Annotated in this window: 28 protein-coding genes; 22 read left to right on the top strand and 6 right to left on the bottom strand. The window is 43.0% G+C overall.

The window, feature by feature from the left end; all coding sequences use genetic code 11:
* Positions 1-138: 138 nt before the first annotated feature.
* The 3 genes from MNQ98_RS18755 to MNQ98_RS18745 are packed head-to-tail and all read right to left on the bottom strand — an operon-like array spanning position 139 to position 3,463.
* Entirely contained in the window at positions 139-2,025 is a 1,887-nt protein-coding gene (locus MNQ98_RS18755; protein WP_241929626.1) for a CotH kinase family protein, read from the bottom strand.
* A gap of 19 nt (positions 2,026-2,044) precedes the next feature.
* Positions 2,045-2,746: a DUF4956 domain-containing protein gene (locus MNQ98_RS18750; RefSeq protein WP_241929625.1), complete on the bottom strand. Its 702-nt coding sequence runs from the start codon at positions 2,744-2,746 to the stop codon at positions 2,045-2,047.
* 3 nt (positions 2,747-2,749) lie between these two features.
* Positions 2,750-3,463 carry a polyphosphate polymerase domain-containing protein gene (locus tag MNQ98_RS18745; RefSeq protein WP_241929624.1) on the bottom strand — a complete coding sequence of 238 codons (714 nt, stop codon included), beginning with the start codon at positions 3,461-3,463 and terminating at the stop codon, positions 2,750-2,752.
* A gap of 269 nt (positions 3,464-3,732) precedes the next feature.
* Here MNQ98_RS18745 and MNQ98_RS18740 point away from each other — a divergent pair, with 269 nt between their 5' ends.
* Positions 3,733-5,481 (top strand): M28 family peptidase, encoded by a 1,749-nt coding sequence (locus MNQ98_RS18740; protein ID WP_241929623.1) that lies wholly within the window; start codon positions 3,733-3,735, stop codon positions 5,479-5,481.
* Between the two features lie 154 nt (positions 5,482-5,635).
* Here the strand turns inward: MNQ98_RS18740 and MNQ98_RS18735 are convergent, their stop codons facing one another.
* Positions 5,636-6,910, bottom strand: a complete 1,275-nt coding sequence (locus MNQ98_RS18735) for an MFS transporter (RefSeq protein WP_241929622.1) — start codon at positions 6,908-6,910, stop codon at positions 5,636-5,638.
* Positions 6,911-7,112: 202 nt separating this feature from the next.
* Here MNQ98_RS18735 and MNQ98_RS18730 point away from each other — a divergent pair, with 202 nt between their 5' ends.
* The 9 genes from MNQ98_RS18730 to MNQ98_RS18690 all read left to right on the top strand — a co-directional run bounded on the left by MNQ98_RS18730 (position 7,113) and on the right by MNQ98_RS18690 (position 15,737).
* A complete protein-coding gene (locus tag MNQ98_RS18730; RefSeq protein ID WP_241929621.1) occupies positions 7,113-7,868 on the top strand; it encodes a DUF2087 domain-containing protein in 756 nt (251 codons plus the stop codon).
* A 29-nt stretch (positions 7,869-7,897) separates the two neighbouring features.
* Positions 7,898-8,254 (top strand): GIY-YIG nuclease family protein, encoded by a 357-nt coding sequence (locus MNQ98_RS18725; protein ID WP_241929620.1) that lies wholly within the window; start codon positions 7,898-7,900, stop codon positions 8,252-8,254.
* A 338-nt stretch (positions 8,255-8,592) separates the two neighbouring features.
* Complete coding sequence (locus tag MNQ98_RS18720) at positions 8,593-9,441, top strand: DegV family protein (RefSeq protein ID WP_241929619.1); 849 nt, start codon at positions 8,593-8,595, stop codon at positions 9,439-9,441.
* A 215-nt stretch (positions 9,442-9,656) separates the two neighbouring features.
* Positions 9,657-9,812 carry a hypothetical protein gene (locus MNQ98_RS18715; RefSeq protein ID WP_241929618.1) on the top strand — a complete coding sequence of 52 codons (156 nt, stop codon included), beginning with the start codon at positions 9,657-9,659 and terminating at the stop codon, positions 9,810-9,812.
* A gap of 109 nt (positions 9,813-9,921) precedes the next feature.
* Entirely contained in the window at positions 9,922-11,229 is a 1,308-nt protein-coding gene (gene nagZ / locus MNQ98_RS18710; protein ID WP_241929617.1) for a beta-N-acetylhexosaminidase, read from the top strand.
* Between the two features lie 309 nt (positions 11,230-11,538).
* Entirely contained in the window at positions 11,539-12,489 is a 951-nt protein-coding gene (gene rpoD / locus MNQ98_RS18705) for an RNA polymerase sigma factor RpoD (RefSeq protein ID WP_208919196.1), read from the top strand.
* A 363-nt stretch (positions 12,490-12,852) separates the two neighbouring features.
* Positions 12,853-13,875 carry a UDP-N-acetylmuramate dehydrogenase gene (locus MNQ98_RS18700; protein ID WP_241929616.1) on the top strand — a complete coding sequence of 341 codons (1,023 nt, stop codon included), beginning with the start codon at positions 12,853-12,855 and terminating at the stop codon, positions 13,873-13,875.
* A 125-nt stretch (positions 13,876-14,000) separates the two neighbouring features.
* Positions 14,001-14,930, top strand: coding sequence for a manganese-dependent inorganic pyrophosphatase (locus MNQ98_RS18695; protein WP_241929615.1), 930 nt, complete (start codon positions 14,001-14,003; stop codon positions 14,928-14,930).
* A gap of 288 nt (positions 14,931-15,218) precedes the next feature.
* Positions 15,219-15,737, top strand: a complete 519-nt coding sequence (locus MNQ98_RS18690; protein WP_241929614.1) for a hypothetical protein — start codon at positions 15,219-15,221, stop codon at positions 15,735-15,737.
* A gap of 97 nt (positions 15,738-15,834) precedes the next feature.
* On the opposite strand, the gene MNQ98_RS18685 is transcribed toward MNQ98_RS18690, so the two are convergent.
* Positions 15,835-16,572: a DUF1707 domain-containing protein gene (locus tag MNQ98_RS18685; RefSeq protein ID WP_241929613.1), complete on the bottom strand. Its 738-nt coding sequence runs from the start codon at positions 16,570-16,572 to the stop codon at positions 15,835-15,837.
* Positions 16,573-16,827: 255 nt separating this feature from the next.
* On the opposite strand from MNQ98_RS18685, the gene MNQ98_RS18680 reads away from it, so the two are divergent.
* From MNQ98_RS18680 to MNQ98_RS18665, 4 genes are all read left to right on the top strand, one after another.
* Positions 16,828-17,595 carry an amino acid ABC transporter substrate-binding protein gene (locus MNQ98_RS18680; protein ID WP_241929612.1) on the top strand — a complete coding sequence of 256 codons (768 nt, stop codon included), beginning with the start codon at positions 16,828-16,830 and terminating at the stop codon, positions 17,593-17,595.
* 75 nt (positions 17,596-17,670) lie between these two features.
* Positions 17,671-18,330, top strand: a complete 660-nt coding sequence (locus MNQ98_RS18675; protein ID WP_241929611.1) for an amino acid ABC transporter permease — start codon at positions 17,671-17,673, stop codon at positions 18,328-18,330.
* Between the two features lie 16 nt (positions 18,331-18,346).
* Positions 18,347-19,090, top strand: a complete 744-nt coding sequence (locus MNQ98_RS18670) for an amino acid ABC transporter ATP-binding protein (protein ID WP_277883668.1) — start codon at positions 18,347-18,349, stop codon at positions 19,088-19,090.
* A gap of 245 nt (positions 19,091-19,335) precedes the next feature.
* The gene (locus MNQ98_RS18665) at positions 19,336-19,536 is read left to right on the top strand and encodes a hypothetical protein (protein WP_241929610.1); all 201 of its coding nucleotides are present in this window, start codon (positions 19,336-19,338) and stop codon (positions 19,534-19,536) included.
* A gap of 76 nt (positions 19,537-19,612) precedes the next feature.
* Here the strand turns inward: MNQ98_RS18665 and MNQ98_RS18660 are convergent, their stop codons facing one another.
* Complete coding sequence (locus tag MNQ98_RS18660) at positions 19,613-20,002, bottom strand: DoxX family protein (RefSeq protein ID WP_241929609.1); 390 nt, start codon at positions 20,000-20,002, stop codon at positions 19,613-19,615.
* A 335-nt stretch (positions 20,003-20,337) separates the two neighbouring features.
* On the opposite strand from MNQ98_RS18660, the gene MNQ98_RS18655 reads away from it, so the two are divergent.
* The 8 genes from MNQ98_RS18655 to MNQ98_RS18620 all read left to right on the top strand — a co-directional run bounded on the left by MNQ98_RS18655 (position 20,338) and on the right by MNQ98_RS18620 (position 26,949).
* Positions 20,338-20,715 (top strand): YmaF family protein, encoded by a 378-nt coding sequence (locus MNQ98_RS18655; RefSeq protein WP_241929608.1) that lies wholly within the window; start codon positions 20,338-20,340, stop codon positions 20,713-20,715.
* Between the two features lie 395 nt (positions 20,716-21,110).
* Positions 21,111-22,064 (top strand): phosphotransferase enzyme family protein, encoded by a 954-nt coding sequence (locus MNQ98_RS18650; RefSeq protein ID WP_241929607.1) that lies wholly within the window; start codon positions 21,111-21,113, stop codon positions 22,062-22,064.
* 424 nt (positions 22,065-22,488) lie between these two features.
* Positions 22,489-23,340, top strand: coding sequence for a hypothetical protein (locus tag MNQ98_RS18645; RefSeq protein ID WP_241929606.1), 852 nt, complete (start codon positions 22,489-22,491; stop codon positions 23,338-23,340).
* A 452-nt stretch (positions 23,341-23,792) separates the two neighbouring features.
* Positions 23,793-24,320 carry a GNAT family N-acetyltransferase gene (locus MNQ98_RS18640; protein ID WP_241929605.1) on the top strand — a complete coding sequence of 176 codons (528 nt, stop codon included), beginning with the start codon at positions 23,793-23,795 and terminating at the stop codon, positions 24,318-24,320.
* A gap of 12 nt (positions 24,321-24,332) precedes the next feature.
* On the top strand, positions 24,333-25,088 hold the full coding sequence (locus tag MNQ98_RS18635; protein ID WP_241929604.1) for a class I SAM-dependent methyltransferase: 756 nt from the start codon (positions 24,333-24,335) through the stop codon (positions 25,086-25,088).
* A 61-nt stretch (positions 25,089-25,149) separates the two neighbouring features.
* Entirely contained in the window at positions 25,150-25,794 is a 645-nt protein-coding gene (locus MNQ98_RS18630; RefSeq protein ID WP_241929603.1) for an alpha/beta family hydrolase, read from the top strand.
* Positions 25,795-26,008: 214 nt separating this feature from the next.
* Entirely contained in the window at positions 26,009-26,164 is a 156-nt protein-coding gene (locus MNQ98_RS18625; protein WP_241929602.1) for a hypothetical protein, read from the top strand.
* A gap of 104 nt (positions 26,165-26,268) precedes the next feature.
* Positions 26,269-26,949, top strand: coding sequence for a hypothetical protein (locus MNQ98_RS18620; protein WP_241929601.1), 681 nt, complete (start codon positions 26,269-26,271; stop codon positions 26,947-26,949).
* Positions 26,950-26,964: the final 15 nt, after the last annotated feature.

Here is a 26,964-nt window from a genome sequence, read left to right as displayed (position 1 = left end):
TACGTGAGCACCTGAGATGTTTCCGGAGGAAACATACTTCGTAAGCATTTGCTTAGGACCGGCTGAATTCAAGATTCGATGCCGAGTCACTTCCTGATTCACTTCGTGATCAAAAGCGGACTTTTTGAACAACCTCTATTATAGCCGTTTGCGTTTGTAGAGCGTGACGAACATACAGGATAAAAGAAGTATAACAATTGCGATTCCTGTATAAAGTGCTTCACGATCGCTGCCCTGCTGCTGAGTTCCTTCGCGGCCGAAACCATCCGGTTTAAAGCCACCGCCGCCTTGGCCTCCCGGCATCTGTCCGCCCATTTGACCGTTATTCATTCCACCGTCAAATCCACCTTGACGATTGTTCTGTTGTCCGTTTTGAGGGGGTTCAGTTTGAGTATCAGCAGTATTAGGTGTATTCGCTGCATTTGGATCAACATTGCTGTCCGCATCATTGCTTGTATTGTTACCTTCTGGTATTTGCGGTGTAGCATTGTTTGTGTTGTTACCTTCGGGTACCTGTGGCGCAGCATTGGCTGGCATATCTTCAGGCATATCAGCTGGTGGAGTAGGAGGAGTTGCCTGTCCATTAGCAGTATCGGGCGCTCCATTCATTACTGACTCACCGTCAGCGCCAGCAGCATCTTCCGCATTGGTATTGGTGTTGCCGACAGCATCTTTACCCTCATTCTCTCGGCCCATGCCGCGGTTTCCTCCACCGCCAGGTCCCATACCGCCACCGCTTCCGCTACCGTCACCTGAAGAAGGGCTCGTGCCATCCAATTGTTTAGTAATGTTCTCCACATTGGTTGCTGCGAAGGAGGTAAGTGTGGGTAGAGATTTTTCATACTCTTCGTAGGAAAAGAAAGGTCTGGGATCGTTCTTCACATGGGTAGAGATCAGATCTTGAAGTTCCTCTACTCTGGCTGTGAAATTTTCTTCCTTCAGATATCCATTCATCATATCACTGAGAATCTGATGATACTTTTCCTTGTACTCATCGACTTCCAACAGCTTGGCGATAAGCGGTCGCTCGGCAAGAGCTCCTTGTGTGGGTTCATCAATCAGCAGATTTGAGCCTCCCAAACCACCGAATGCCATGTTGTAATCCCAAGGTAGGACATTAAAAATTCCATTATCCTCATACAAATAGTAGTTTTGTTTATTGGAACCCAGGTAACTGTCCATATTGGAAGCTGCCACGTTGAGTGCCACATATTTCAGCACATTATCTACATTTAGTACTTTTTCATAGTCCGATCCGTTGTTAAGTTCATCCAGCATATTGATCAATAGTTTATCATTGGATTTTTCGGATTTCTTGACGAGCCCGGTGTAAGAGTCAGGATCATTTCCAAGCCACATTAGATCACTGCCGGAACCTGTCATTTCAGCTTTGTACAGCGCACCTGTCGTAGTTTCGAAATTCCGGGCCAGATAAGCTTCATCAATCTGCTCGATCGCCAGATAAAATCCCCAGAGCTCGTCATTTACATATACATTAACATAGGAGAAACCAGGTGTCGGGAGCCCAACGGACTCTGCTAGTTCATACGTTAAGAACTCACGCATATACGAAGCATCACTGTAGTTGTTGTTCAGATTGATTTTGCTGATACCATTCAATTGCTGATTAATATATTCGTCAAAAGAAATCTTGAAGCTGTATCGATCGGAGTCTGAATTTACGACGCTTCGCAAGCTCAGATTACCTTTGGTACGAATGCCGACATGATCAAACTGCTGACCGTTATAGTTAACGGATGCTTCTTTAAATTCCTCGTCGCTGGCATGATCCAGCATGTCCTGAAAATCAGCTTCATCCAGCGTGATTTTCACATCAATCACTTTGTCTTTCGGGAACACTTCCTCTTTAGCAACAAGTTCCTTCTCGGAAAGAGTGTTTGTTGTTCCATCTGCAGTTGATTCCGCTGTATCCGAAGTGCTGTTCGTAAGCTCACATCCTGTTACGCCAAACAGAAGCAGCAGGCAACAGAAGCACAGGAGAATCGGTTCAAGCTTTGATCTCATCTTCCTGACACCACCTGTCTTAGGATACATAGTCTCCGTTATAGCTAATCAGCACTGCATTCTTAACGCCATGCATCTCAGAAATTTGATTCACAAACCGGCCTTCTTCGTCTTGAAGACGAACTTCGAGTGTCAATTCAATATTTCCTGGGGATACGGTTTTTTGCTTCACGTTATAACGTTTGACTACGCTCGTGATTGTCTTATGAATCTCCTGTTCACTGGAATCATTGTCACAGTTAATGACGAGAAGGTACGGGGTATCAACAGTTGCTTTCTTAATGAAGAAGAACAGGATTAACCCAATGATGACAGAACTTAATACAGCCAAAGTGTAGAAACCTGCGCCTGTAACAATGCCGGCCGCAGCAGCCCAGAACAGAAAGATGAGGTCAGTTGGATCTTTGATCGGTGTTCTAAACCGGACAATGGATAACGCGCCGACCATACCGAGTGACAAGACGAGGTTAGAGTTGATTGCAATAATGACCGTGGCTGTAATCATCGTCATACCGATCAACGAAACGTTAAAGCTTTTAGAATACAAAACTCCGCTGAATACCCGCTTATATAAAAGATAGATGAAGAGGGCTATAACAAAAGCGATACCAAGTGTAATTAGAATTTTGGAAATGCTGATGTCGGAAACGAAATTTTCCATAACTGATTTTTTAATAATATCCGAGAAATTGGTTGATTCATTGGTCGTTGTGGTGTTCATGAATTAATAATCCTCCCAAGAGTTATATTTTAGAAATTTACGGCACATGACGTACTTGCTTGCGGATTGTCTGTTCAAGCCTTCCAGCTGAAGTGCCGCTTTGATATATTCCGGTATATATTCGTCGTATTTAACTTCCATAATAATGAGATTCTCATCAATCGCCCGGACAGGATCCAGATTCTTGTTAAACAGTTCAGTAGAGTGCAGGCCACTTCGCAGTTCTTTATCGAACGTGATCCTCACGTTTCCGTGATGACAGACATACGGTTCGCGAACATAGTCAACAATGACCTTTGGACGCAGCAGATTATGTTTCATTTCATGATAAAGCTCCATTAAGAGAGGCTTGTCCGGAACGTTTAGTCCTTCGAACCGGCCTACCATGATCTCATCGGTCATTTCCCTCGTAAGAGGTTCTTTTACCTTGGCAATATAGTCTCTGAACTTGATCTTCTTTTCGAAATGAATCGTGGTGTCCTCAATATTGTAGATTCGGATACGATATTTCACCCGGTCTCTAATACCGCCCAGCTTCTCATGAAGGGCCTTGTTGTTAATATCATCAAAATATAGGCTGCGGATATGATATTCGCCTGAAGGACTTGTATGCTCATCACGAGATACCAGATTTCTCAGCCGTGTAGAAATAATCTGATACTGGTGCTGGTTCACAAAAAATTTCAGCTCATGTCGATATTTCAGCGTTGAATTCATTCAATTCACACCTCTTTTCTAAAAAAAATTACACAATTGGTTCCTCCGCCGGAACCTTGGTGTCTGGGTATGAAACTCATACTACCAACCATTCCTGATTCCTTTCTTAAGAACAACTGAAAGAAAACTGAAAGTTAACACAGCGAAAACAATGCAAATATAAAATATTTATTTATGGATATTGACGCAGGTAAAAACTGGAATTAAACTATGGGGGGCTGACACCATTAGGTGAAAGTAACTTCATACATAGGAAGTAGGGTGCCGAAATGGAGATTATAACGAGAAAACAGCCACGAAAAGGTCGGCCATTTGTTCTTACACTCATTGTAGCTGGAACTTTAATATTGGCAGTTTTTCTGATTTTATGGTCAGAGAGACCGCCTCAAGCCAAGAGTAAAGAAGCCTCTGATTTAGTCTTCTCGTCAGAGCGGGCGATGCGTCACGTAGAAAATATCGCGCAGTACCCTCACCCTGCGGGAACTCTTGCCATTAACGGTGTCAGAGTGTATTTAATGGAGCAAATGGAACAGCTCGGATTGAATCCAGAACTGCAGGAGTTCAATGGCCGATTAAAGACGAAACATTTTGATGCAGATATTGAGCTTACGAACATCTTGGGAGTGATAAAAGGCTCTGGTAACGGAAAACCGCTACTGCTCATGTCGCACTATGATTCTGTACCTACGGGTCCGGGAGCGAACGATGCTTCTGTGAGTGTTTCATCGCTTCTAGAGACTGCGAGAGCTTTACAAGCCGGTCCTAAGCTTCAGAATGACATATGGATATTGCTGACGGATGGGGAAGAGAAGGGGCTGCTAGGTGCGGAGGTGTTCTTTCAAGATCCGAGACACCTGGAGAACATAGGAATGGTCGCTAACTTTGAGGCCAGAGGCTCAAAAGGCTCATCTTTCATGTTTCAGACCAGCGAAGGAAACGGTCGTCTAATTGAAGGGTATAGTGAGGCTGTTACGAATCCGGTTAGCAATTCACTTCTGGTGGATCTTTATAAGAAGCTACCGAATGATACAGATTTGACGGTTGCTCTGGAGTATGGACTGCCGGGATTGAATTTCGCCTACGGAGATGGTTGGGTTGCTTATCACACACCGATGGACAATGTTGATAATGTCTCTTTACAGACGATGCAGCATCAAGGGGAGAACGCGTTGGCCGTTGCCAACCACTTCGGTAATTTAGACTTGTCCAATCTGGAATCCGAAAACCGAATATATTTCAATATGTTTGGGATTTTGATTCATTACCCTGCTTCGTGGAGTGTACTTATTTCCGTTATTTTTGCAGGGATATGGCTGTTCTTTGTTATTTATTTTGCACGTAAATCACTGGTTACTTTGAAGGGATCGTTGCTTGGACTTCTGATAACACTCGGTTCCATGCTGCTTTCTATTGGACTTTCCTACGGATTATGGCAGCTCATATTTGCGGGCTGGGCGCATAAAGTGACCATGTTCTCTGGGGCAACGTATGATGCCATTCTTTATAATGTTTGTTTTGCACTAGTTGCTCTGATCGTGAATGTTGTGTTATTCCGCATGGTGATCAGGAAAGTCAACGAGGTGGACATGATGCTTAGTGGTATGTGTCTGTTCCTTCTGCTTCTTATCGGATCAACATGGATGCTGCCGGGTGCGAGTTATTTATTCACTATACCGCTGTTAGCTCATTTTATTGCGCTGACTTGGGCAATTTGGTCTCGTAAACCGATGGAAATCGTAAATCACCCGGTAGTTATCTTAGGTACGCTTCTTATCCCCGTTCTCATGTTTACATCATTTTTCTATATCCTGTTTATCATGATGCCTCCAAGCATTAGCCTGTTCAGCTCGGCGATCGCGTCTCTGATCCTTGCATTTTCTTACCCTGCTATGAAGTTGTTAGCACAATCTTGGCGCTTGGTTCTGCCGGCAGCGATGCTAGCCATTGTTCTGCTTCTTGCCTTTGGATGGGTTCAAGCCGAGCCTAGTCCGGAGCGTCCGGTATACACGGCAAGATGATGGTAGGTTGAAGAAAATGATCGAAATGAGGATATGAAAACGACCGATTTGGATCTTGGCGAGAGAAAAAAGTTTGAGGTTAAAGTCCACCGTATTGCTACCGGACAGACGAAATAAGCGGAATGGCCCAGACCATTCCGCTTATTGCCTATAGTTAAAGAGCTGATGGAAGCGTAGAAACGCCCCGTTTCTTTCGTTCCCGGAACATCCGGTAGTAGAGCAGTGACGAGGCCACATAGAGTGTACCGGTGATACAAAATGTAATGGCATACCCCCAATAACTCCCATAATTCGTAACCAGCATAGCTTGTACAGGCCCCATCGTTGCCCAGCCGAGCATAAATGCTGTCTGTGTAAACGAATTAGCGATACCTCTTCGATGGTCAGGAACCCGGTCAATCAGAATGGAAGATTGAATCGGGTTGGCAGCATTCATGAGCGCCTGACGGAATAGGAAGCCGATGGCAGCGACTCCAAAAATATTCGTAAAACCCGTAAGTAGCAGAAACGGCAAGGAAAGAATCTGAAAGCTGACTACGGCCCGTACGGCACCGACCTTGTTAACAAGGAATGGACCGATCAACATAGACACGATAGTCATAACTTGTCCGAGTGAGATAAGAATCCCTACGGCAGATAAGGATACGGAGAACCGGTTCGTGAAGTACAGATTCAGATACGGAACGACCAGACCTGAACCTAATCCAATGAGAAGCTGTGCGAATGCAAACTGTCCGATAATCTTGAAGTCGGAACGGGCACTCCCTGGCTGTGTTTCCCCAGATATAACAGCTGGCTCAGGTACAACTGTTTCTTGTAATTTGGAATCGGTCGTAAACAACAGTGGAATAAAGGCAGCAAAAGTACAAGCTCCCCCGATCATCAACACGATTTTTAGACTTTGCACATGATCTGCCCCGAACAGCTGTATAAAATCCGCTAAAAAACCGCCGCCCATACCTCCCAGCACTTGCGCAGCGAGGACGAGCGAAGCATGATAGCTGAATATACGCATACGGGCAGATTTTGCTGTATTCTCGGCAAGAAATGGAATTGCCAATACTTGAAAAAAGGAAGAAAAGAGTCCTGTAAACACTGCAAGACTAAGCAAACTCCATTCAGATTCCAACAGTGACCTGGCCATAAGGCCGATACCACTTAATAAGGCTCCCATCACCAGGATTTTTTTGCGGCTGCCGCGGTCACCTAAAAATCCTATTGGAATGAACATGAGGGCGGTCGCTAGAGACTGGACACTCACGACGGTTCCATTCATCGAATCCGCATAACCTAAACCTTTTATGTATAGATTGTATAGGACGCCGAACATGCCTGTACCGATCTGGTAAAGTACGTTGGCTAGAAAGAAGAGTTTTATATTACGTGGCCATTCACTCCACTCTTTTGCCGTCTGTTGTATTATTCGCATGTAGGTACCTCCTATTCTCAGCAGCAACTTCTCTATTCTATCAGGTTACATGTTGCTCAGAAAGGATAATGTTTCTAAAAGTTGGATATTTATTAGAGGCCTCGAAATATTAAAAAACTACAATCGTGTTGGGGCGAATCGTTATAGACGTAATCACATTTTGTCTATATAATTATCATCAGAGAAGGAAGGTGTCAGTCACATGGAACTTCAAGATCGTTTTTGGAATGCTACAATTGAAGAATTAAAACAAGGTTTTTTTGAGGAAGATCATGGATGGGTGTGTTTGTTATGCGGCCGAGAGATTGAAAAGGGACTCATTTATCCGGACGACGGTCTGCTCTATGAGCCAAAGCGATATATTGCCTTGCATGTGGAGCGTGAACATGGCTCTGTGTTTCAATATCTGACCGGCCTAGACAAGAAACTGACCGGCCTGACAGATCACCAAAGTCGTCTACTGCAATTGTTCTATCAGGGAAAAAGTGATGCTGAGGTCCAAAAGGAAACAGGAATCGGAAGCGCATCAACGATTCGGAACCACCGGTTTGCGTTGAAGGAGAAAGAACGCCAAGCCAAAGTTTTGTTAACATTAATGGAGCTGTTAAAGGAAAAAGATGCTCACTCGCCTTCTTTTGTGCCTATGCACAAAAGTGCCAAAATGGTGGATGAAAGATACAATGTAACGGAAGAAGAGCGGGTGGCAATTTTGACTAGATTGTTCCCGTCAGGTACGGACGGGAAGCTGACGAAGTTTAACCTGAAGGAAAAGCAGCGTTACGTTGTTCTACGTGAAATAGCGACCCGGTTCCAGCTAGGGAAAACCTATACAGAACCGGAAGTTAATGAGATTTTAAAGGGTGTTTATGACGATTATGTTACCGTGCGGCGGTTTTTGATTGAATACGGGTTTATAGACCGTGAACCAGACGGCAGCAAGTATTGGCTCATTTCATAAAGCTTTATGATAAGGAGGAAATTAGAATTATGAACCGGAGAGAAGAGTTACAACAGATGTACAAGGAAATCAAGATTGAAGCCGGTGTTTATGCGATTAAGAATGTGAAAAACGGTAAAATCCTTGTAGTCGGAACACCGAATCTTAAGACGATTAACGGTAAACGTTTTGAACTTCAAATGGGAACAAGCATGAACAAAAGTATGCAGAAGGAATGGAACGAGTATGGGGAAGATGCCTTCGTGTTTGAAATTCTTGAGGTGTTTAAACCAAACAATGATCCGTTCTACAACTTAAAGGATGTTGTTAACAAGAGAGAAGAACATTGGATTATGGAACTGCAGTCCTTTGGTGAACGCGGTTATAATTCGGTTAAACAAATATAAATTGTTCAGATAATGGAGCTGCGCTTGGGTCTTTTGATTAACCCATAGAGTCAGCTTCATTTTTTATGATCCACCCATTCCAACTATTCTGATTTGGGCCTATGAGACGGATAGAAGCTTATAAGGCACTTGATCATCTGGAAGAGATGATGGCACGGTTACATCGCGCTTGTTACTGCAGGGATAGGAGAAGAAACATGCATATTCACGGGGAAACGGTGGCTGGATAATTACTTCCATTTGCATGGGGGGTAAGGTTGATATATTATTTTTATTAACAACATAAACCGCTTGCCACACTTATGTTTGAAATACACGAAAGTGAGACGTGATCAGAAATGAGATCCATTGCATGGGTAACTGACAGCACAAGCACCATAGATCCAGAATTTGCCAAAGAAAATAATATTTATATCGTTCCTTTACGCCTTATTCTTGGGCAAGAGATATATAAAGAGAGCATTGATATATCGGCAGAAGATTTCTATGAGAAAATGCGCCATGAATCGAAAGTCAGCAGCTCACAGCCACCGATTGGCGAATTCATTGAGCTCTATGAGTCATTGAAAGAGAAATATGATGATGTAATCGCAATTCACTGTTCTTCGGAGTTAAGCGGTACTCTAAATACGTCCATGCAGGCAGCAGAAATCGCTGAGGTTCCTGCTGTTGGGATCGATTCCAGATTCGGCGCGTTTCCGCTGCGTGAAATGGTGATGGCGGGAATAAGCTGGCATAAACTGGGGCATTCGATTCATGAAATTAAGGAAAAAATCGAGACCATGGTACAAAATACGTCCTTCTACCTTATCCCGGCAAATTTGCATCGTCTGCACAGTAGCGGACGAGTGTCAGGCACTCAGTTACTGCTAAGTAATCTGTTGCGCATTCATTTGCTGCTTCGTTTTGAGGAGGGCAAAGTGGTAGTCGAAGAGAAAATCCGGACCTTCAAGAAAGCCAAACAGAAAATGGTAGAAACACTTAAGTTTGACATTCAGAAAATTAAAAAGGTATGTATCATGCATGCAAACAATGAGGAAGAAGCCAAAGAAATTGAAAAAGAATTGAGTGGTTTGCATCCGTCTCTTAAAACTGAGATTATGACGTTTATCCCTGTTGTCGGTGTTCATACGGGCGAAGGAACACTTGCCATGTCATGGATCAAAAATCAGCCCTCTTTTTCCTGATCATAGTTGAATATTAGTTAGTAATCAGCAGCCTGAATTTCATTATCAGGCTGTTTTTCATTATGAAAATTTGTTGATTTCATCGAATATCTTTTTGGAGCCGCTGTCATAAGTTCATCGTTTCTAACCGTATGATATCGGTTGTATAAGTATTTGGAGGCGATATGAATGGCAACAATACAGTATGGTAATCTATATCCAAAGGAGTTCATCTTATGAAGATCATCATCAGTCAAACTGAAGCGATGGAGAAGAAAGTATGGGATGATATAATAGTCATGTTTGGACTGGGAGAAGATGATGAAGCCTGGGACAATGAACAATTTATATTGACAGAAGACCAGGCAAGAGAGCTCGGGCTGATTAAATAGAAGGTTCTAGCTGTACACTGCTGCGGTTTTTTCTTCTTGTCAGGAAGGACATCAAAGAATATTTCTAGAAGTAGAACAACAAATGAGGTACATGAAAGGGAGGTGTATTATGAAGCGTTGTACATATATTAGTGTGTTAATTTGTCTGCTAATTCTTGCGATCGTCGGGTGTGGTACTATTTCGGAGACAACCAAGGACGAAGTACAGATACCGCCGAAGACAGAAACCAGTGATGGCCCTAAAGTTTCAAATGGAGTGAAGGAGGAGAAATCACAGACGAAAGATCCTGTTGCCAACAAGCCTGTTGACGATTCAAATGATTCTGCGCTTACACAGCTGAAAGAACTCAGCTTGGAAGAAAAAGTAGGTCAGTTGGTTATTGTCGGTATGGAAGGTACAACGTTGGACAGTTCCTCCCGTAAACTGCTGAATACATATCATGTTGGTGGATTTATTTTTTTCAAGGACAATATGGAAAGTATAAGTCAGTCGGTACAGCTCTTTAACAGTTTAAAGAAAGCGAATGCCGGTAATCCAATTCCGCTCTGGATGAGTATTGATGAAGAGGGGGGAAGGGTCTCTCGAATGCCCGAACCGTTTGTAAAGCTGCCTTCGAGCGGTAGAGTCGGAGAGAACAATGATCCCGCGCTAGCTCAAGAGATCGGCAGTCAAATCGGGAAAAGGCTGTTCGGATTCGGTTTGAACATGGCCTTTGCTCCTGTGCTTGATGTGAACAGCAATCCGGATAATCCGGTCATCGGAGATCGTTCCTTTGGCAGTAGTGCCGAACAGGTTGGTAGACTTGGGATCGCTGCGATGAAAGGGATTCAAGAAACAGGTGTTGTTCCGGCAGTGAAGCATTTTCCCGGCCATGGGGACACGTCCGTCGATTCTCATTTTGGACTGCCTGTAGTTGAACATGACTTGGAACGTCTGAATAACCTGGAACTGGCTCCGTTCAAGGATGCAATCGATAACGGGGCTGACGTGGTGATGGTCTCCCACCTGCTTATGTCGAAGATCGATCCTGAAACCCCTGCTTCATTCTCAAAGCCTGTTATTACAGGCGTACTACGTGAGCAGCTTGGATTTAAGGGAGTTGTCATTACTGATGATATGACGATGGGGGCTGCTGGAGCTGGTAAGATTGAGATTGGCGAGGTAGCCATCCGTTCAGTATTGGCGGGAACTAACATTGTTCTGGTGGGGCATGAGTACGATAAAGAAGAAGCTGTAATCAAGTCATTAATTCAAGCTGTAAAAAGCAAGCGAATCACTGAAAAAGTATTGGATGAACGAGTACTGACCATTTTACGTCTAAAACAGAAGTACAACATCAATGATCAGCCGGTAACAGGTCCTGATGTGAAGCAGTTGAATGCGGAAGCTAAGCAGTTGATCAGCAAGCTCAAATGATTTATGACAGGAATGAATGACTATATCAGTAAGCGATTAAAAGTGCGGTGATCTCAGAAGTTATTGACCGCTTTTTTGGATAACGTTATACTTTTTTCAAGTATCAATATGCTCTAATATATTTTAGGTTCATATTTATCAACAAAAAAACCGATCTCGAATGAGATCGGTTGTCCTTACATTATTTATAAGTTGAAAACATAGTATTAATATGATAGAATGACGGATAAACAATTATTGTCTTGAAGTCATAATAATCTACAATAAGATTAGCATAAAATATCAGAAATGTCAACAGGGGGGCATAGAATGGAAAACCGTCACGGTGCGGATTTCGCAATGGAACGTGAGGCTGTGGAACCGGAAAAAACAGCGAGCTCTCCAACAGAGGATTTTTCGGTACACGATGATCTTACGCTTCCTCCAGGCATCAAGATCAGCGATCCGGTTCGTATGTATTTGAAAGAGATTGGACGTGTTCCGCTTCTTTCAGCTGATGAGGAAATAGAACTTGCAAAAAGAATTAATAATGGTGATGAAGAAGCCAAGCGCCGATTGGCCGAAGCCAACCTTCGTCTGGTCGTCAGCATAGCAAGACGTTATGCGGGACGAGGCATGCAATTCCTTGATCTCATTCAAGAAGGTAATATGGGTCTGATTAAAGCTGTTGAGAAGTTTGATTATTCTAAAGGATTTAAATTCAGCACATATGCCACATGGTGGATTCGACAGGCTATTACCCGTTCAATCGCCGATCAGGCACGAACGATTCGTATTCCTGTACACATGGTTGAGACGATCAATAAACTTGTAAGAATTTCGCGCCAGCTTCTTCAAGATCTTGGACGTGAGCCGACTCCTGAGGAGATCGGTAAAGAGATGGATATCAGCCCCGAAAAAGTACGGGAAATTCTTAAAGTTTCTCAGGAACCGGTTTCTCTTGAAACTCCGGTAGGGGAAGAAAGCGACTCGAATCTGGGCGACTTTATAGAGGACCAAGATGCGCTCGCTCCGGCAGACGCAGCAGCTTTTGAACTGTTGAAAGAACAGCTGGAAGAAGTGCTTGATACCCTGACGGAGCGGGAGGAGAATGTTCTACGTCTCCGGTTCGGACTTGAGGATGGCAGAACGAGAACGCTTGAGGAAGTGGGTCAGGTATTTGGGGTAACCCGAGAGCGTATCCGTCAAATTGAGGCCAAAGCACTTCGTAAACTAAGACATCCTAGCCGAAGCAAACGATTAAAAGATTTTCTTGAATAGTCTTTGTTTTCGGTACAGATAACTATGGATCGGATCAGATTTCTTGTGAATGCGGAAATGCACTTGAGGAATATAGTCAATACGAGGGCGCGGAACAAGAAGAGTTTGTTGTGGTGTGGAGAGATCTATCCACTCCGAAGTGATCCTGACAGTTAGAAACACAGTCCCTTGGAAGTTGGCATCTTGTTGCCCTTTTCAAGGGGCTGTTTAGTTTGTTAAAGGGAAGCTTATCTGTGAATGAATTGACATGGGTCAAGAGCTTCCATCATAATTATGAAACATAAATATATATTTAGATAGATCATCGTAATTACCCTTGATGTATCAAAGACGAAATATTTTTAGAGGAGTGACATGACACCGATGAGTTTACATACATCCGCTGTTGAACGGTTATGCTTGCGTAATATACCGCTGTCGAGCTTCTCTACGTATAGCATTGGAGGAGCGGCCAATTATGTGGCGCTGCCCGAGACGGCAGAAGACCTGGCTGCGTTGTATCAGGATTGCAAGAAGCGAGGGTTGCCTTGGTACACCTTTGGCATGGGATCTAATATTTTATTTCCTGATCAGCCTGATCCGGAGATGGTCTTTGTCTCTCTCAAGAGATTTACCGAGCTGAAAACAAAGGGGGATAAATGGTTTGTATCTGCTGGAACCCCGATGTCACTGCTCTCTTTAATGGGGCTTAGTGGCGGTACAGATTTGTTAGACTTTACGTTCCTGCTTCCCGGTTGTCTTGGGGCAGGCATTTATATGAATGCAAAGTACAATCATCGCCAAATTTGCGATATTATTGATACCGTTTATTATATCGATTTATCTTCCCGAGCGATGTCGGTTCAATCCATTCCCTCAGCAGAGTGTGATTTTGCATACAAACAGTCTATTTTCCAGCATCATCCATGGATTATTGTCGGGGCTGATCTGAATATTCCTGTTCATTCCGAAGAGCAAATCCAGTATGTCTCCAATCTGGCGCCGGCTTGGAAGGAGAGGGGGAACCATCCGTCATCACTTCCGCAGTTCTTTTCCTTTTTCCTGGGAGAAGTTCATGCTCTTGCGGGAAAAGGCATTCCAACACCGGAATCTATGCTTGATATTATTAAATATCGGACTGGCAAACGCCATTTCGATTATCCGTCATGTGGCTCTGTGTTTAAGAACAATTATGATTATGGTGTAGCCACTGGCTCTCTGGTCGATCAGCTGAATTTGAAAGGAACAGAGCATGGGGGAGCGATTATCTCTCCTCATCATGGCAATATGATATTGAACCAGAATCAGGCCAAGGCTTCTGATATTGTGCATTTGATGGAAGTGATAACCGAAGCGATTCATCGGAAGTTCGGTTTTGTACCAGAGCCAGAAATCGTTCTTGTTTGAAGGATTTTTTGAAATTCAGTGTAAATTAATTGGAATAAGAAGAATTTAGCGATATAATCAGATAGGAGTTTGACCAGCAGAAGTTTCTCATGAGTCAAGATAACAATCGACGGAGGGCAATTATTATGGAAAATACTTTGATCTTTGGACACAAAAATCCGGATACGGATACAATCTGTTCTGCTATAGCGTATGCCGAGCTGAAAAAAGAACTTGGTCTTAAAGCGGAAGCAGTCCGCTTGGGAGACATTAACGGAGAAACCCGATTCGCGCTTGATTATTTCAAGGTGGACGCTCCGCGGTATGTTGAGACGGTAGCTAACGAAGCGAAAGAAGTAATTCTGGTAGACCATAATGAGCGTCAACAAAGCGTAAGCGATATCGATCAAGTGCGCGTTGTAGAGGTCATTGACCATCACCGTATTGCTAATTTTGAGACAAGCCATCCGCTTTATTACCGTGCTGAACCGGTTGGATGCACAGCAACGATTTTGAACAAAATTTACAAAGAAAAAGGTGTTGCAATCTCCAAAGAAATCGCTGGTCTGATGCTGTCCGCGATCATTTCGGATTCCCTGCTCTTTAAATCACCTACCTGCACAGATGAAGATGTGGCTGCAGCCCGTGAATTGGCTGAAATTGCTGGTGTTGATGCGGATGCATACGGATTGGACATGCTGAAAGCCGGAGCCGATCTGAGCGACAAGAGCATCGCTCAACTCATCTCACTGGATGCAAAAGAATTTCAGATGGGCGGAGCAAAGGTAGAAATCGCCCAAGTTAATGCGGTTGACACGAACGATGTCCTTTCTCTTCAGACGGAGCTAGAGGAAGCGATCTCCGCAATCATTGCTGAGAAGAAGTTGGATTTGTTTGTTTTCGTTGTAACGGACATTTTGAACAACGACTCTATCGCGCTTGCATTGGGAGAGGAATCCCAGGCAGTGGAGAAGGCTTATAATGTGACACTGAATAATAACCAAGCATTTTTGAAAGGTGTCGTTTCCCGTAAATCCCAGATCGTGCCCATATTGACTGAAGCGTTCAATAAGTAAAATTATTGCCTTAAGCTATTAAGATTAATAGTTTTTGTAGTAATAACCCGTCTGTTTCAACACTTATGTGTAGAGACAGACGGGTTATTTGTGTCCAGAAGATTGAATTATTGTAACGAATTAAAGACGAAATGAAACCCTTTTTGTTTCTGTTTTTCATATACTAGCTATATAGAACGACAAAGAAATATGATCCATACTTAGAAATTGGTTTTAAGTTCCAGTCATAAGGGTAATCATTATATAGATGTCTGTTCTCCAATCTGTACATAAGGGAGAGATGAAATTATGGAAAAAAGAGTCTGGAAATTAGCGTCCGTAATGCTGTTGGTATTTATGATGATGACGACGGTTGGGGTGGCTTCGAGTAATGAGGATTACAAACCGGTTGAGAAAACTTCAAACCAAGAGGCCGTATTCATTAATTCTATAGAAGTGAAAGATGGATATATATATCTAAATGTAGATCCGATTCAATGGTATGAAGGAGAAGAAGCGAATGAGATCTTCCGTGAACGCGAACAGGATCCTGAAATGACAGAAGCTCCGAATGGTTATTATATTGTAAATGATACGGAAGAGCAGGTGACTCTGCGAGTTGCTGATGATGCCGAGGTTCTGCTGCAGTTATATGACCACACAGGACAAGTGGAAGATGCTGAAATTTTTTGGAATGAAGCAGTTAGCTTGAATAAATTCCTGTCAGCTTATGATAAGAACGATATTATTGATATGAGCTGGTTCCCATACCACGTTACCGTTGAGGACGGTGTCGTAGTTAAAATTATTCAGCAATACACACCTTAATATGTAACATATAACGGCCTGCATTTATGCAGGCCGTTTTTTTGTGTCCTCACATGCTATTCGAGCCGAAAATCATACGGCTTATTTAAGGATTCTCTTAATCTTCAAATGTGTTCTGGGAAATGCTGCGATGTCTGAAGTGATCTTCTTTCGGATTCATAATCCGACCGTTAACGAAGTCAGTAACAAATTGTTTAACTTTAGCTTTGCGATCATCGTATTGCTCCTTCGTAAGCTTTCCTTCTGCCAAATGGCGATCTAGCCGGCCCGTGACAGCTTTAACCTGCTGATCGATGACCGACTGCACACTGACTCCATTTTCCTCTGCCAGCTTGGCAAGCGTTTTGCCGGATTGAAGAGATTCTTTAAGTTGATCTGGCGTCATGTTCAGAAGTTTGGCCAATTCCTCTACATTCATCAAGCGCTTGTGGTGCCGTTTTCCACCGTGATGCCACCCGCCTTTGGCATCCATAAACCTTTCAGCCGCAGCAGAGAAATCTAAGGTGGTTCCCAAAGGTGTAGGGCGAGAAGCCGCGTGTGCTTTCATAAGCTCAATTACCTTGGTTTTGAGTTCAGCACGGGTGATACCTTGCGCTTGTGCAATATCAGAGAGTGACTCACTCTGTAACTTTTCATGCATAATTTTTGGTTCAAGCTTAAGGAACGTGGCAAGCTCTTTCAGCATTCCTCTCTCGTGCTTGAAAGTTTGGTTGCTTGCTGTACCAGATTCAGCGTTAGCCAAATCAGCACTTGATACTCCTTGGAAGCTCATGGCGAATACCAGGGTTAAGGTGAGGCTAAGAAGCCTCTTGATCCATAGGTTCTGTGTTCTCAAATTCATATACCGCCTTTCTTCGTTGTATGGTATTGTGTTGTGGTTCTACCCCTCATTGTTTCCGGGTATGCTGAAATCATCCTTAATTTTTCCTTAAAATAGAATGAAATTATAGAGAAAGCGCCCTCATTTTCTGAAGGTATCGACTCTTCTGTGCTAATATGGTATCATGAAGCTCTGATAACGTATTAAAGCGAGAAAGAAAGAGGCTGTAATCCAAATGAGATCTGGTTAAGTGTATAGGGGGTATTTGCAATGAGAAAGCTATCATTGTTATTCATGAGTCTAGTATTGTTATTATCCATCGTAGGATGTGCAAGCTCCGCGAGCGGAGATAAAGAGCTGATTGTCGGCATCGACGATAAATTCGCGCCGATGGGGTTCCGGGACGAGAAGAATGAAATTGTCGGGTTTGATATCGATTATGCCCGTGCTGCAGTTGAGAAGATGGGGTACAAGATTAAATTCCAGCCGATCGACTGGAAGACAAAAGAATCGGAGTTAAGCAGCGGCCGGATTGATTTGATCTGGAACGGTTACACAATTACCGATGAACGTAAAGAAAAAGTGTTGTTCACGAAGCCATACTTAAAAAACAGTCAGGTTGTAGCGGTTATGGCGGATTCAGATATTAAAGGAATCAGCGATTTGGCAGGTAAAAATGTAGGACTTCAGTCGCTTTCCTCAGCTGCTGACGCGCTGGCTGCCAATGAGATCAAATCTCAAATCAGTAATATTTCGGAGTTCTCAGATAACGTTCTGGCGCTAAGTGATTTGAAGAATGGCCGTCTGGATGCCGTTGTTATCGATGAGGTTGTCTTGAAGTATTATATGGCGAAAGAAGAAGGAACCTATACATTGCTCGAAGAGTCACTTGCTCCTGAAGAATATGGTATCGGAGTCAAGAATGGAAGAGAAGAACTCTTGAATGAGCTTCAAAAAGCTTTAGATGAAATTAATGCAGATGGGACTGCAGCTAAAATTTCTGAAAAATGGTTTGGTGAGGATAAAGTATTGAAATAGACGTCACCGCTAGGGTGCGGTCTGTCTTCTTTGAGGTATGCAGATAAATGTTTTAGTAATGGGAGCATCGAAATAATGGACATAAATTATCTTATAGACATCACGATCCCTATGCTCGAAGGAGCAAGGATTACGATTTTACTGTTTATCATCGCGATTCTTGCGTCTATCCCGCTTGGCTTCGGACTGACTTTAATGGTGAAGAGTGCTATCAAGCCACTCGTATGGTTTGCCAATGCTTATATCTACGTCATGCGGGGAACGCCGCTTTTGCTGCAATTGTTGTTTTTTGTTTATGGGCTGCCGATTCTACCGGTTATAGGAGAGTATCTGGTTATGGATCGCTTTGTAGCGGCTAGTCTGGCGTTTGTGTTAAACTACGCTGCTTATTTCGCAGAAATATTCCGCGGCGGTCTGCTTGCTATCGATAAAGGGCAATACGAAGCGTCACAGGTGCTGGGACTCAGCCGCTGGCAGACGACGACTCGGATTATTCTACCGCAAATGTTCCGTGTTGCCCTCCCGTCAGTGTCGAATGAATCGATTACGTTGGTGAAGGATACGGCGCTACTTTATGCAGTCGCTGTTCCGGAGATCTTGCATTTCGCTCAAACGGCTGTCAACCGGGATTTCAAACTGTTGCCTTTCTTTGTGGCAGGCGTTATTTATTTACTGATGACATTAGTGTTGACGTTATTGTTTAAATACCTTGAACGCAAGTTCAAATTTGAATAGAAGGACTGTCGAAGAAATGGCTATCATCGAAGTATCCAATTTGAAAAAATCATTCGGCGATCTGAATGTATTGAAAAATGTATCTTTTGAAGTAAATAAAAACGAAGTTATCGCGATTATCGGTCCTTCAGGATCAGGTAAAAGCACCATGCTCCGCAGTCTGGTTTATCTAGAAGAGGTCAATGGGGGTACCATTCGTGTACAGGATGAATATCTCGTTCAAAATGGCGTTTATTCCGGCAGCAAGCAGTTGAAACAGATCACCTCCCGAATGGGGATGGTGTTTCAGCACTTTAATTTATTCCCGCATCTCTCGGTTCAGCGAAATCTTGAATTGGCACCGAAATATGTCAAAAAAGAGTCCGCTGAGGTCGTCCGTCAAAAGAGTGCTGCATTGCTCAAAAAAGTAGGTCTTGCCGACAAGGCTGACGCCCTTCCCGGCAAGCTCTCTGGAGGCCAGAAGCAGCGAGTAGCCATAGCCCGGGCATTAATGATGAATCCTGACATTTTGCTTTTTGATGAACCGACCTCGGCTCTGGATCCCGAGCTCACTGGAGAGGTGTTGCAGGTTATTAAACAGATTGCAGAAGAACATATGACGATGGTGATCGTAACCCATGAAATGGGGTTCGCGAGAGATGTGGCTGACCGGGTCATTTTTATGGACAATGGTGAAGTGATTGAGTCCGGTACACCGGATCAAATATTCAATAATCCGAAAGTGGAGCGGACGCGTGCTTTTTTGAACCGTTCGTTGTAGTAATAAATATAAGGCGGAAGAGGTGGCATTATACAATGCTGCCTCTTCCGTTTTTTATATATCGGGAAAATGACATGTGAATGATCGAAATGGTTCTTGAAGTCTTGAGGTTAGGGTACATTAGGGCTCTTCGTATTAGAAAGACTGTATAAAAGTAGGGGGCATCAACAATATTAACTAAACGGACAGCAATTTTACAGATGTTATGAACAGTCATTATCCAACTTGCCAGGAGGAAAGTTACCATGAAATTACCGGAACCGGACAACTTTGTGAGTGCAGAGCATATCCCGGAAGACGTGCTGGATCAATCGTATGAAGCATTGTACCGTAATATCGGTCATTGGGTCCGGCAGTCCGAGGAAGTAACTAATGTTCCGTGTCCCAATGTGTTTGAAGAAAGTGCAGACATCGTCATTAATGAAAGTGACGGAAATATGGAATAGCCAGAACCTTTTTAATTAATAAGCTGAACGCAAAACGTATGAAATACGTTTCATGTTCAGCTTTTAAACGTTTGTGTTATTTTTTATTAGCTCGGAATAGCGAGTCGATAGACCACAGATTACTGCCTGTGAAGACCAGCGATACGGCAATTGCTAAAAGAGCAACATCCAGTTCGTATCCACCCAGGAAGCCCATACTAATCTTCGCGGTGAAAATTGCAACAAGAAGAACAAACGCCAACACCATAGACACAATTCTGGTTCCTGCCCCAAGGATAAGAGCAATACCTCCCGCAGTTTCAATTACCGCTACGATGGCAGCCATGTACCCCGGAATACCGATACTCTCGAAGAAACCAGAAATATTACTGATCCCGCTTTGAAATTTGTCCAGACCGTGAGCTAGAAAAACAATACCTAACACCACTCTAAGAATAACTTGTCCTATTGATGAATAACTTTTCACTTATAACCGACTCCTGACTTATATTTAAATTTGGTAATGATGATGTAAGGCAGAGCTAACTTATAGACCATCACTAACTTCGTGTTAGTATAATAACGATTATACTAATCATTGTCAAGTAACTAACTATAAATTAGCTTGGAGATAATAACAATCATGCATTTCTTATATACCAATCATTATCTTCCCCCAAAGTACAGAAACTATTTCACGATCAAAAAGTAAGTAGATTTGGGGTGATAAAGCCCAAATAAGAGAGAGTATGCCATTTATACAATCAAATTGGAGTTAACATACATATCTTAGTATCATCTCTTTCGAAAGGATGATGTTAAATGGTGAGAAATCAACAAGGAAGCGGTGGGCCCGTACAATTCAGGCATCGAATGGAGGGCTTGACTACGCTGGTGCAAGGACACAGACATTCCTTCGGCAATTTGACGGATTTATTCATTCCCGAGGATGGAAGGCACCGTCACACATTCCAGGGAATCACGACAACCGCTGATGGACATCGTCATTCCTATTCGGGCCAAACCGGACTCAACATCGGCACCGGTACGAACCACTTCCACCGGTTTAGAATCCAAACGAATGTCGCCGATGGACACCGCCACATCATTTCCGGCAGAACAACGGGCGTCATTCGGCTTGGAGGCAGACTCGGACACAGATTGATCATTGAGAGTATTAAACGGAAGCGTGTAAAGTAAAAAAGCGAGATGAGTGAGTCAGACTGAGGAGAAAATTTAGACTGTGCCAAGCATTGTTGAATAGTCGAATTATCGGTAAGGCTTGGTATATTAAACGTCGGAACAGTTCATGTTCATGACGTTTTTTTATGTACATATGACTTGGAGCCCGGTTGGTCAATTTATCCTAACAGCAAAATAGCTCCGCCCAAAATCGGCATAGCGATCATGGAGAATCTCAGGAGTTCCTTTGGAGCACGCGACGTAAACTTGGTCAGATATAAGAACCGATCATCGTCCCGGAAAAAATCGACATGGCGTTCGCTTCTTTCGTGATGATTTGACAGCAACCCATCTATTATACAATAATTTAGGAGGTTTCTGAGTATATGTCGATGAGGAGGAGTGATCTCTATATGCTAGATTCTATTGTGATACAGGAAATATGTGGTTTTTTACAGTGTCCGGTGGAAGGGGGAAAGTGTCTTGGCGGATACAATAACAATGTGTATGAAGTCAATCCGGATAACCCAATAGTAGTAAAAATCCTTGACCGCGCCTCAATTTCACAAGAACAGATTATGTCTGAAATGGAATGGATGCTTTATTTGTCACAGCATAACATGAACGTTGTGAGACCCGTCGAAGTCAAAGGGACGTATGTGAATGATATCTCGAACGGTCTTTTTTTTGTAACCTATGAAAAAGCCGAGGGGCGGCATATTCAATTGAGAGATCCGGAAGTGTGGAATTCACAGTTATTCCGTCAGTGGGGTCATGCTATGGGAACTCTGCATGCTCTGGCAGTAGGATATACCCCCAAACATTCGCGCGGTCAATGGCATGAGCATGAAATATACCACCGCGATTTGGGGCTGCTGGACCTTACACTTCAAGAGCGCTGGAAGGAATATCATTTACATATGCATACTCTGTCGGCGACAGACAAGGAATTTGGATTGATTCACGGAGATCTACATCAGCATAATTTGTTACTTGACCCGCAGCATCAGCTGACTGTTCTGGATTTCGGTGACAGTGAGTATAACTGGTTTGCCTATGATGCTGCTGTAGCAATATATCATGCTGTACACTCGGTTGAGGCTGGTGAGAGCAGGCGGGAATTCGCTAAAAGATTTACAGATTGTTTTATGGAGGGTTACGCACAAGGTAAAGGGGATACTTCAGGGATGCACTTGGTCGATTTTTTCCTGGATTTCAGACATTTGTATTCCTATATCTATCATACTCTTTTCTCAGACATCGATAAGCTGACGGATCAACAACGAATGTACCTCGAGAACATGCGGGTATCCTTGGTTCGTGACTCTTCATTTTTGGGCTCGGGATGCAAGGTGTTCTTGGCGTAATCCATTAGAAACCGATAGGTCTTTTCGTTACTTAGGAATCTCATGGCTATAACCAGGAGAGGTTCAATTCAATAATTTCATAGATCATTTGTGACACCTCATTCATGTTATGGTATATTATTTCGCAAATATACCATCTTCACCAAGGAGTGGGTTACTTAAAATAATAACTTGATAGCGGATACATGAAATGCTTCAGAGTAGTATGTGTCAGGAATGATAAGTCTAATGGGTCCTTTATAAACGTATATTGTAGTAACCCATGAAGGTCTGAATACAAATGAAATGAATTAATACATAGATGGATCACATACATGGGTCTTATCTTCTTGATATTTGGAAATATCCAATAAGATAGCAGATAAAACGGTGTTTCCTAACACACTAATGTAATTTGCGTCCACACAAAGGGAGGAATTTTGGTATGCATCTGACGGAATCTAATATGTATCGAAGCAAAATTAACCAGCTTTCAAGAGGGTTTTCAGCGGAGACGAAAGAGCTGATTGCAAGCTTGTCTGATGATGAACTGCACCGAAGATTAGACGGAATGATAACTCCTCCTATTACATTGGCAGAACGTTCGGACCCTGAAATGCTTCAACTGTATTATACTTCCTCCTACGTTCATTTGATGGAGTTCTTGAACGTTCCGAAGGATGCCAAGCTGTTTGAAATTGCTGCAGGAGATACGATTTTTATTCCTAAAGCGCTGGACACTCATGGTGAGGAAGGGGCGAAGTACGTAACCGCAAATTTAAACCAGGATTTGACCGAAGGGTTCAGGGATAAAACTGCGGAGTTAAGCATTGAGATCCAGGTCATAGAGGACAATGGCGCCCGCATACTGAACTACTGTGGACAGGGATCTATGGATGTGATCGTTTTTCATCATGCCTTGAATGATATCGTACAGACCATGATCGCACAGCATGAAGGAATTGATACAATTAATAGTGACTGGTGGAGTGTAGAGCCCCAGATGCTGCAAGCGGTTATGGATTATCATAACCGGGGAGAGCTAAAGCAGGCGGTTTACAGCGAGTTTATCAGTATCATTGAAACCTGTCATCAGTTATTGAAGGAAGAGGGCATCATCATTTTCGACAATTGTACCTATGCAGGGTATGAAAAAATAGGATACAGTTCTGAGTTTCACAGCAACTATATTCAGCTTGCCAGAGAATGGATTAACGAAGCAGATCTCGGACTGCAGGAGGTGCAGGTGCCGGGATTTGATGCGAAGTGGTGGATGGTACTGCAGAAGTCTGTCTGATTATAGAAGTATTGAACTATGAAAATGGATTAACATCACATAACAAGCATAAAAAGTGGCGTATAGCGTATTCATATTCTAATTCCTTTATCCTCTAAAGATCATCTTTATGATCCGTAGAGGTTTTTATTCTGTTATGATGCTAAATTATACAACTATATAGATTGAACTAAAGAAATAGAGTACTTCAACGGAGAAGGCGGAATTATTCTGGAGAAACGAAGTGGTCGCCCGAAAGCTTTCCAAAGGAAAGCTCGCATCGAAAGCATAAGCTGTCCCCGGATTTCAACGATTGTATAAATACATAAAAGAAATCTGGGGGCAACAGCGATTGTAAGAATAATCCGCTGCCGTAGTGATGCTCAGACTAAGAATCTTAAATTTAACTTTTATAGGTATCGTAACCGCTTGAACTAAACTCATAGAATAATAAGCTTTTGGGAGGATCAGGAGTGAAAATAAGACAAGCAACGGTAGCGGATGCAGAGGGAATTGCACAAGTTCATGTGAACAGTTGGAAATCGACGTATAAAAGAATCGTATCAGAAGACTATTTAGATGCCCTAACAGTAGAAAGCCGGCTGGAGGGCTGGAAGTGGAGATTGGAAAACCCCTCGGCAGATATAGAAATATTAGTGCTGGAAGACCCCGTGGGCCGAATTGTCGGATTTATGAACTTCGGTCCGGAAAGAGAGCAGAAACGGAACAGTGAGGGTGAGCTGTACGCGGTATATTTATTACAAGAGGCACAAGGGAAGGGCTGGGGCAGACAGCTATTCATACAGATGCTTGAGGTGATGAAATCGATGGGTTACACCTCATTGTTAGTCTGGGTGCTGGAAGGCAATCCCGCGATACACTTTTATAAAGCCTTGGGAGGGAAGAGGGTTCGCCAGAAAGAAATTGAGATTGCTGGAGAACTTCATCAAGAATTGGCGCTCAAGTGGGACAGTCTTAATCTGAAAGATATTATATCGTAAAGGAATGAGGATATGCAGCATCATTATGGAAGTCTCTGCACAGAGGTGTATGATCTTAGTAAACCGTTAGGGCACTCTTTTGGAGACGTGGAGTATTATGGGGAACGTCTAAAAGAAATACAGGGTAGAATTCTGGAAGTCGGCTGTGGTTCCGGTCGTGTGCTAATTCCACTGTTACGGTCTGGAAACTTGGTTGACGGTCTGGATAATTCTGGAGAAATGCTTGATTCATGCCGCAGCAGATGTGCTGATCAGGGACTAACGCCGCTATTGTATAAGGATGAAATGCATAATTTTCAGCTGGAACAATCTTATGGGGCCATAATCATTCCCGCTGGTTCTTTTCAGCTGCTGGAAGGTCGGGAAACGGCGGTTGAAGCTCTTAACAATTTTTATCAACATCTTGCGCCGGGTGGTAGACTTATATTGGATCTGTTTATTCCTACCAATTGGGATACTAATGCTGTGTCAACAAGAACATGGGATACAGAAGCAGGTGAAGTGATTACATTGGAAGAAAAAGTTATAGAAGTCAATCATCTGGAACAGCGGATGGTATCGCTATTAAAGTATGAAAAGTGGAAGGAAGGCCGATTCATTCAATCCGAGCTGCAGAGATTTCCGCTCAGCTGGTATGGTCGATACGAGTTTGTACTTTTACTAGAGAAGATCGGATTCAGCCAAATCACCATTTCTGCCGATTATAAATATGGTGAAGAGCCAATACATGGTGAACAAATGTGCACTTTTGAAGCAGTAAAAATGTGAGGAGAATTTTTCAATGATATCGCTTTCGTCATGAATTGGTGTTCGTATAGGAGGAACCAAGATGAAAATCCAATACATCACATTACCATCGGTATGGGGGAGAGATGTGCAGCACAGGCTGTTCTCCCAGAGTTCATCCACACTTGTCGTTTTATTTCCAGGGAAAAACTACTCCTGCGAACTCCCGCTGCTCTATTATGCTACTCAAGGTGCACTCCAGCACCAATGTGATGTTCTTCAGTTGGAGTATGGTTATCAAAGTGCAAGAACCGAGCTTCAAACCGAACGTCTTCACCTTTTGGTAGAGGAATCGGTCAAGGCCATTCATCAGATTAAAGATCAATATAAACAGATTATATTTGTGAGTAAAAGCTTGGGCACTGTAGTAGCAGGGATAGCAGCAGAAGAGGTCGACGCCAGCTCTCCTATCGTTCAACTATTTCTGACACCTCTTGATTCAACGGTTCCGTACATTCAAAACACAGTTAATTCTGTCATTTATGGTACAGCGGACGATCTCTTTAGTGAAAAGAGCGTCAAAGCACTTGAAGGACTTCAGAATAGTGAAGTACACGCAGTAAATAGAGGATCACATTCTCTTGAGGTGGGGAATGCACATGATAACATAAAGGTTATGGCGGATGTTATTGGAGTATATGAAGCATTTTTTAAAAAGCATGTGTTGAGTTTTGAATCTAAACTTTAACTGCCCATGAATATGGTCGGATAAGGATTTGGAGTTGGGGAATTGTATATGAAGGTTATTCTTTGTAAAAGGTCGGCAGATGCCGGCCTTTTTACATTAATATATGATATTTCTCAGCCATATGATTATAGAGTTAGAGTTAGAGTTGAAACGAACTGTTTCTTCAAACGTAAAAGTTGATGATGGAATGTACTGCTGATTGGAGGGATATATAATGGAAAATGGATATTTTGTAGGCTGGGGTACACTCGCTCTAATTAATGCAGGGCTTGCTCAAGGTAAAAATAGAAGTGGCTTAAACTGGTTTTTGCTTTCGTTACTGTTGGGACCGTTAGCAACATTCATTCTTGTAATCTCGGAGAAAAGATAAATTACCGTACAGAGATAATTTGACATGCTATCCTAAACTATTTATTATCTTTATATACCCCAGTGGGTAATGAGGATGGTATCCTTTATTAAGGAGGAAATGAATTGAGTACGATAGCTCTGGGTCCACTGATGATCCGGGCGGATATTTTAGTTTTTCTGATATCTGCTGTCATGGGTTTTCTCGTTCTAAAAGTTCGTCTTCGCGGCCGGGAAGAGTCCGGCTGGATGCTGGATACCTATGTGAATGCGTTGATTATCGGATTTGTCGTATGGAAATTCAGCATGATAGTATTCGATCCGATTCGGACGATACAGCATCCGTCGTCTCTGCTGTACTTTACCGGCGGAGATCAAGGAATATGGCTTGGAACCGCGCTGGCACTTGCGTATGTGGGTGTCCGATTGAACAAGAAGCGGTCTCTTGTTGTTCTCTTAGTGAAGGCAGCAATGCTGGCTTTCTTGACAGGCGGCTTCGCAAGACATGTCTTTTTATGGTTTTGGGATGAATCCTTGGGTGAAATGGCGCTTATGTATGCTCTTCTTCATGGAGTGTTGGCTGTATGGGCATGGATCAAGTACGATGCTTCCATTCGAATATTCGGTTCTATCGCCTTGTGGTACAGTATCGGCTCTGTGCTGATTCCTTTCTTTGATGAAGGTCGTAATACAGTAGTGGCTGGTTTTACCTCAGTTCAGATAGCCTTTGGCGTTCTTGCATTCGCCATATTAATCTTTGACATGTTATTTACCAAACAACAGAATAAAACGGCTGATCACCGATAACAACGTGTGAGAGAG

Origin of the sequence: Paenibacillus sp. N3/727 (genome assembly GCF_022637315.1) — a bacterium.
GTDB lineage: Bacteria > Bacillota > Bacilli > Paenibacillales > Paenibacillaceae > Paenibacillus_AQ > Paenibacillus_AQ uliginis.
This window is presented reverse-complemented; position numbering and strand designations above follow the sequence as displayed.

Excerpts from the sequence above, each read along its gene's own strand:
- MNQ98_RS18655 (WP_241929608.1), top strand. The coding sequence starts at position 20,338 with ATGGTGAGAAATCAACAAGGAAGCGGTGGGCCCGTACAATTCAGGCAT.
- MNQ98_RS18690 (WP_241929614.1), top strand. The coding sequence starts at position 15,219 with ATGGAAAAAAGAGTCTGGAAATTAGCGTCCGTAATGCTGTTGGTATTT.
- MNQ98_RS18730 (WP_241929621.1), top strand. The coding sequence starts at position 7,113 with ATGGAACTTCAAGATCGTTTTTGGAATGCTACAATTGAAGAATTAAAA.
- MNQ98_RS18715 (WP_241929618.1), top strand. The coding sequence starts at position 9,657 with ATGAAGATCATCATCAGTCAAACTGAAGCGATGGAGAAGAAAGTATGG.
- MNQ98_RS18740 (WP_241929623.1), top strand. The coding sequence starts at position 3,733 with ATGGAGATTATAACGAGAAAACAGCCACGAAAAGGTCGGCCATTTGTT.
- MNQ98_RS18695 (WP_241929615.1), top strand. The coding sequence starts at position 14,001 with ATGGAAAATACTTTGATCTTTGGACACAAAAATCCGGATACGGATACA.
- MNQ98_RS18750 (WP_241929625.1), bottom strand. The coding sequence starts at position 2,746 with ATGAACACCACAACGACCAATGAATCAACCAATTTCTCGGATATTATT.
- MNQ98_RS18645 (WP_241929606.1), top strand. The coding sequence starts at position 22,489 with ATGCATCTGACGGAATCTAATATGTATCGAAGCAAAATTAACCAGCTT.
- MNQ98_RS18755 (WP_241929626.1), bottom strand. The coding sequence starts at position 2,025 with ATGAGATCAAAGCTTGAACCGATTCTCCTGTGCTTCTGTTGCCTGCTG.
- nagZ (WP_241929617.1), top strand. The coding sequence starts at position 9,922 with ATGAAGCGTTGTACATATATTAGTGTGTTAATTTGTCTGCTAATTCTT.
- MNQ98_RS18635 (WP_241929604.1), top strand. The coding sequence starts at position 24,333 with ATGCAGCATCATTATGGAAGTCTCTGCACAGAGGTGTATGATCTTAGT.
- MNQ98_RS18670 (WP_277883668.1), top strand. The coding sequence starts at position 18,347 with ATGGCTATCATCGAAGTATCCAATTTGAAAAAATCATTCGGCGATCTG.
- MNQ98_RS18625 (WP_241929602.1), top strand. The coding sequence starts at position 26,009 with ATGGAAAATGGATATTTTGTAGGCTGGGGTACACTCGCTCTAATTAAT.
- MNQ98_RS18675 (WP_241929611.1), top strand. The coding sequence starts at position 17,671 with ATGGACATAAATTATCTTATAGACATCACGATCCCTATGCTCGAAGGA.
- MNQ98_RS18665 (WP_241929610.1), top strand. The coding sequence starts at position 19,336 with ATGAAATTACCGGAACCGGACAACTTTGTGAGTGCAGAGCATATCCCG.
- MNQ98_RS18725 (WP_241929620.1), top strand. The coding sequence starts at position 7,898 with ATGAACCGGAGAGAAGAGTTACAACAGATGTACAAGGAAATCAAGATT.
- MNQ98_RS18700 (WP_241929616.1), top strand. The coding sequence starts at position 12,853 with ATGAGTTTACATACATCCGCTGTTGAACGGTTATGCTTGCGTAATATA.
- MNQ98_RS18735 (WP_241929622.1), bottom strand. The coding sequence starts at position 6,910 with ATGCGAATAATACAACAGACGGCAAAAGAGTGGAGTGAATGGCCACGT.
- MNQ98_RS18680 (WP_241929612.1), top strand. The coding sequence starts at position 16,828 with ATGAGAAAGCTATCATTGTTATTCATGAGTCTAGTATTGTTATTATCC.
- MNQ98_RS18745 (WP_241929624.1), bottom strand. The coding sequence starts at position 3,463 with ATGAATTCAACGCTGAAATATCGACATGAGCTGAAATTTTTTGTGAAC.
- MNQ98_RS18720 (WP_241929619.1), top strand. The coding sequence starts at position 8,593 with ATGAGATCCATTGCATGGGTAACTGACAGCACAAGCACCATAGATCCA.
- rpoD (WP_208919196.1), top strand. The coding sequence starts at position 11,539 with ATGGAAAACCGTCACGGTGCGGATTTCGCAATGGAACGTGAGGCTGTG.
- MNQ98_RS18630 (WP_241929603.1), top strand. The coding sequence starts at position 25,150 with ATGAAAATCCAATACATCACATTACCATCGGTATGGGGGAGAGATGTG.
- MNQ98_RS18650 (WP_241929607.1), top strand. The coding sequence starts at position 21,111 with ATGCTAGATTCTATTGTGATACAGGAAATATGTGGTTTTTTACAGTGT.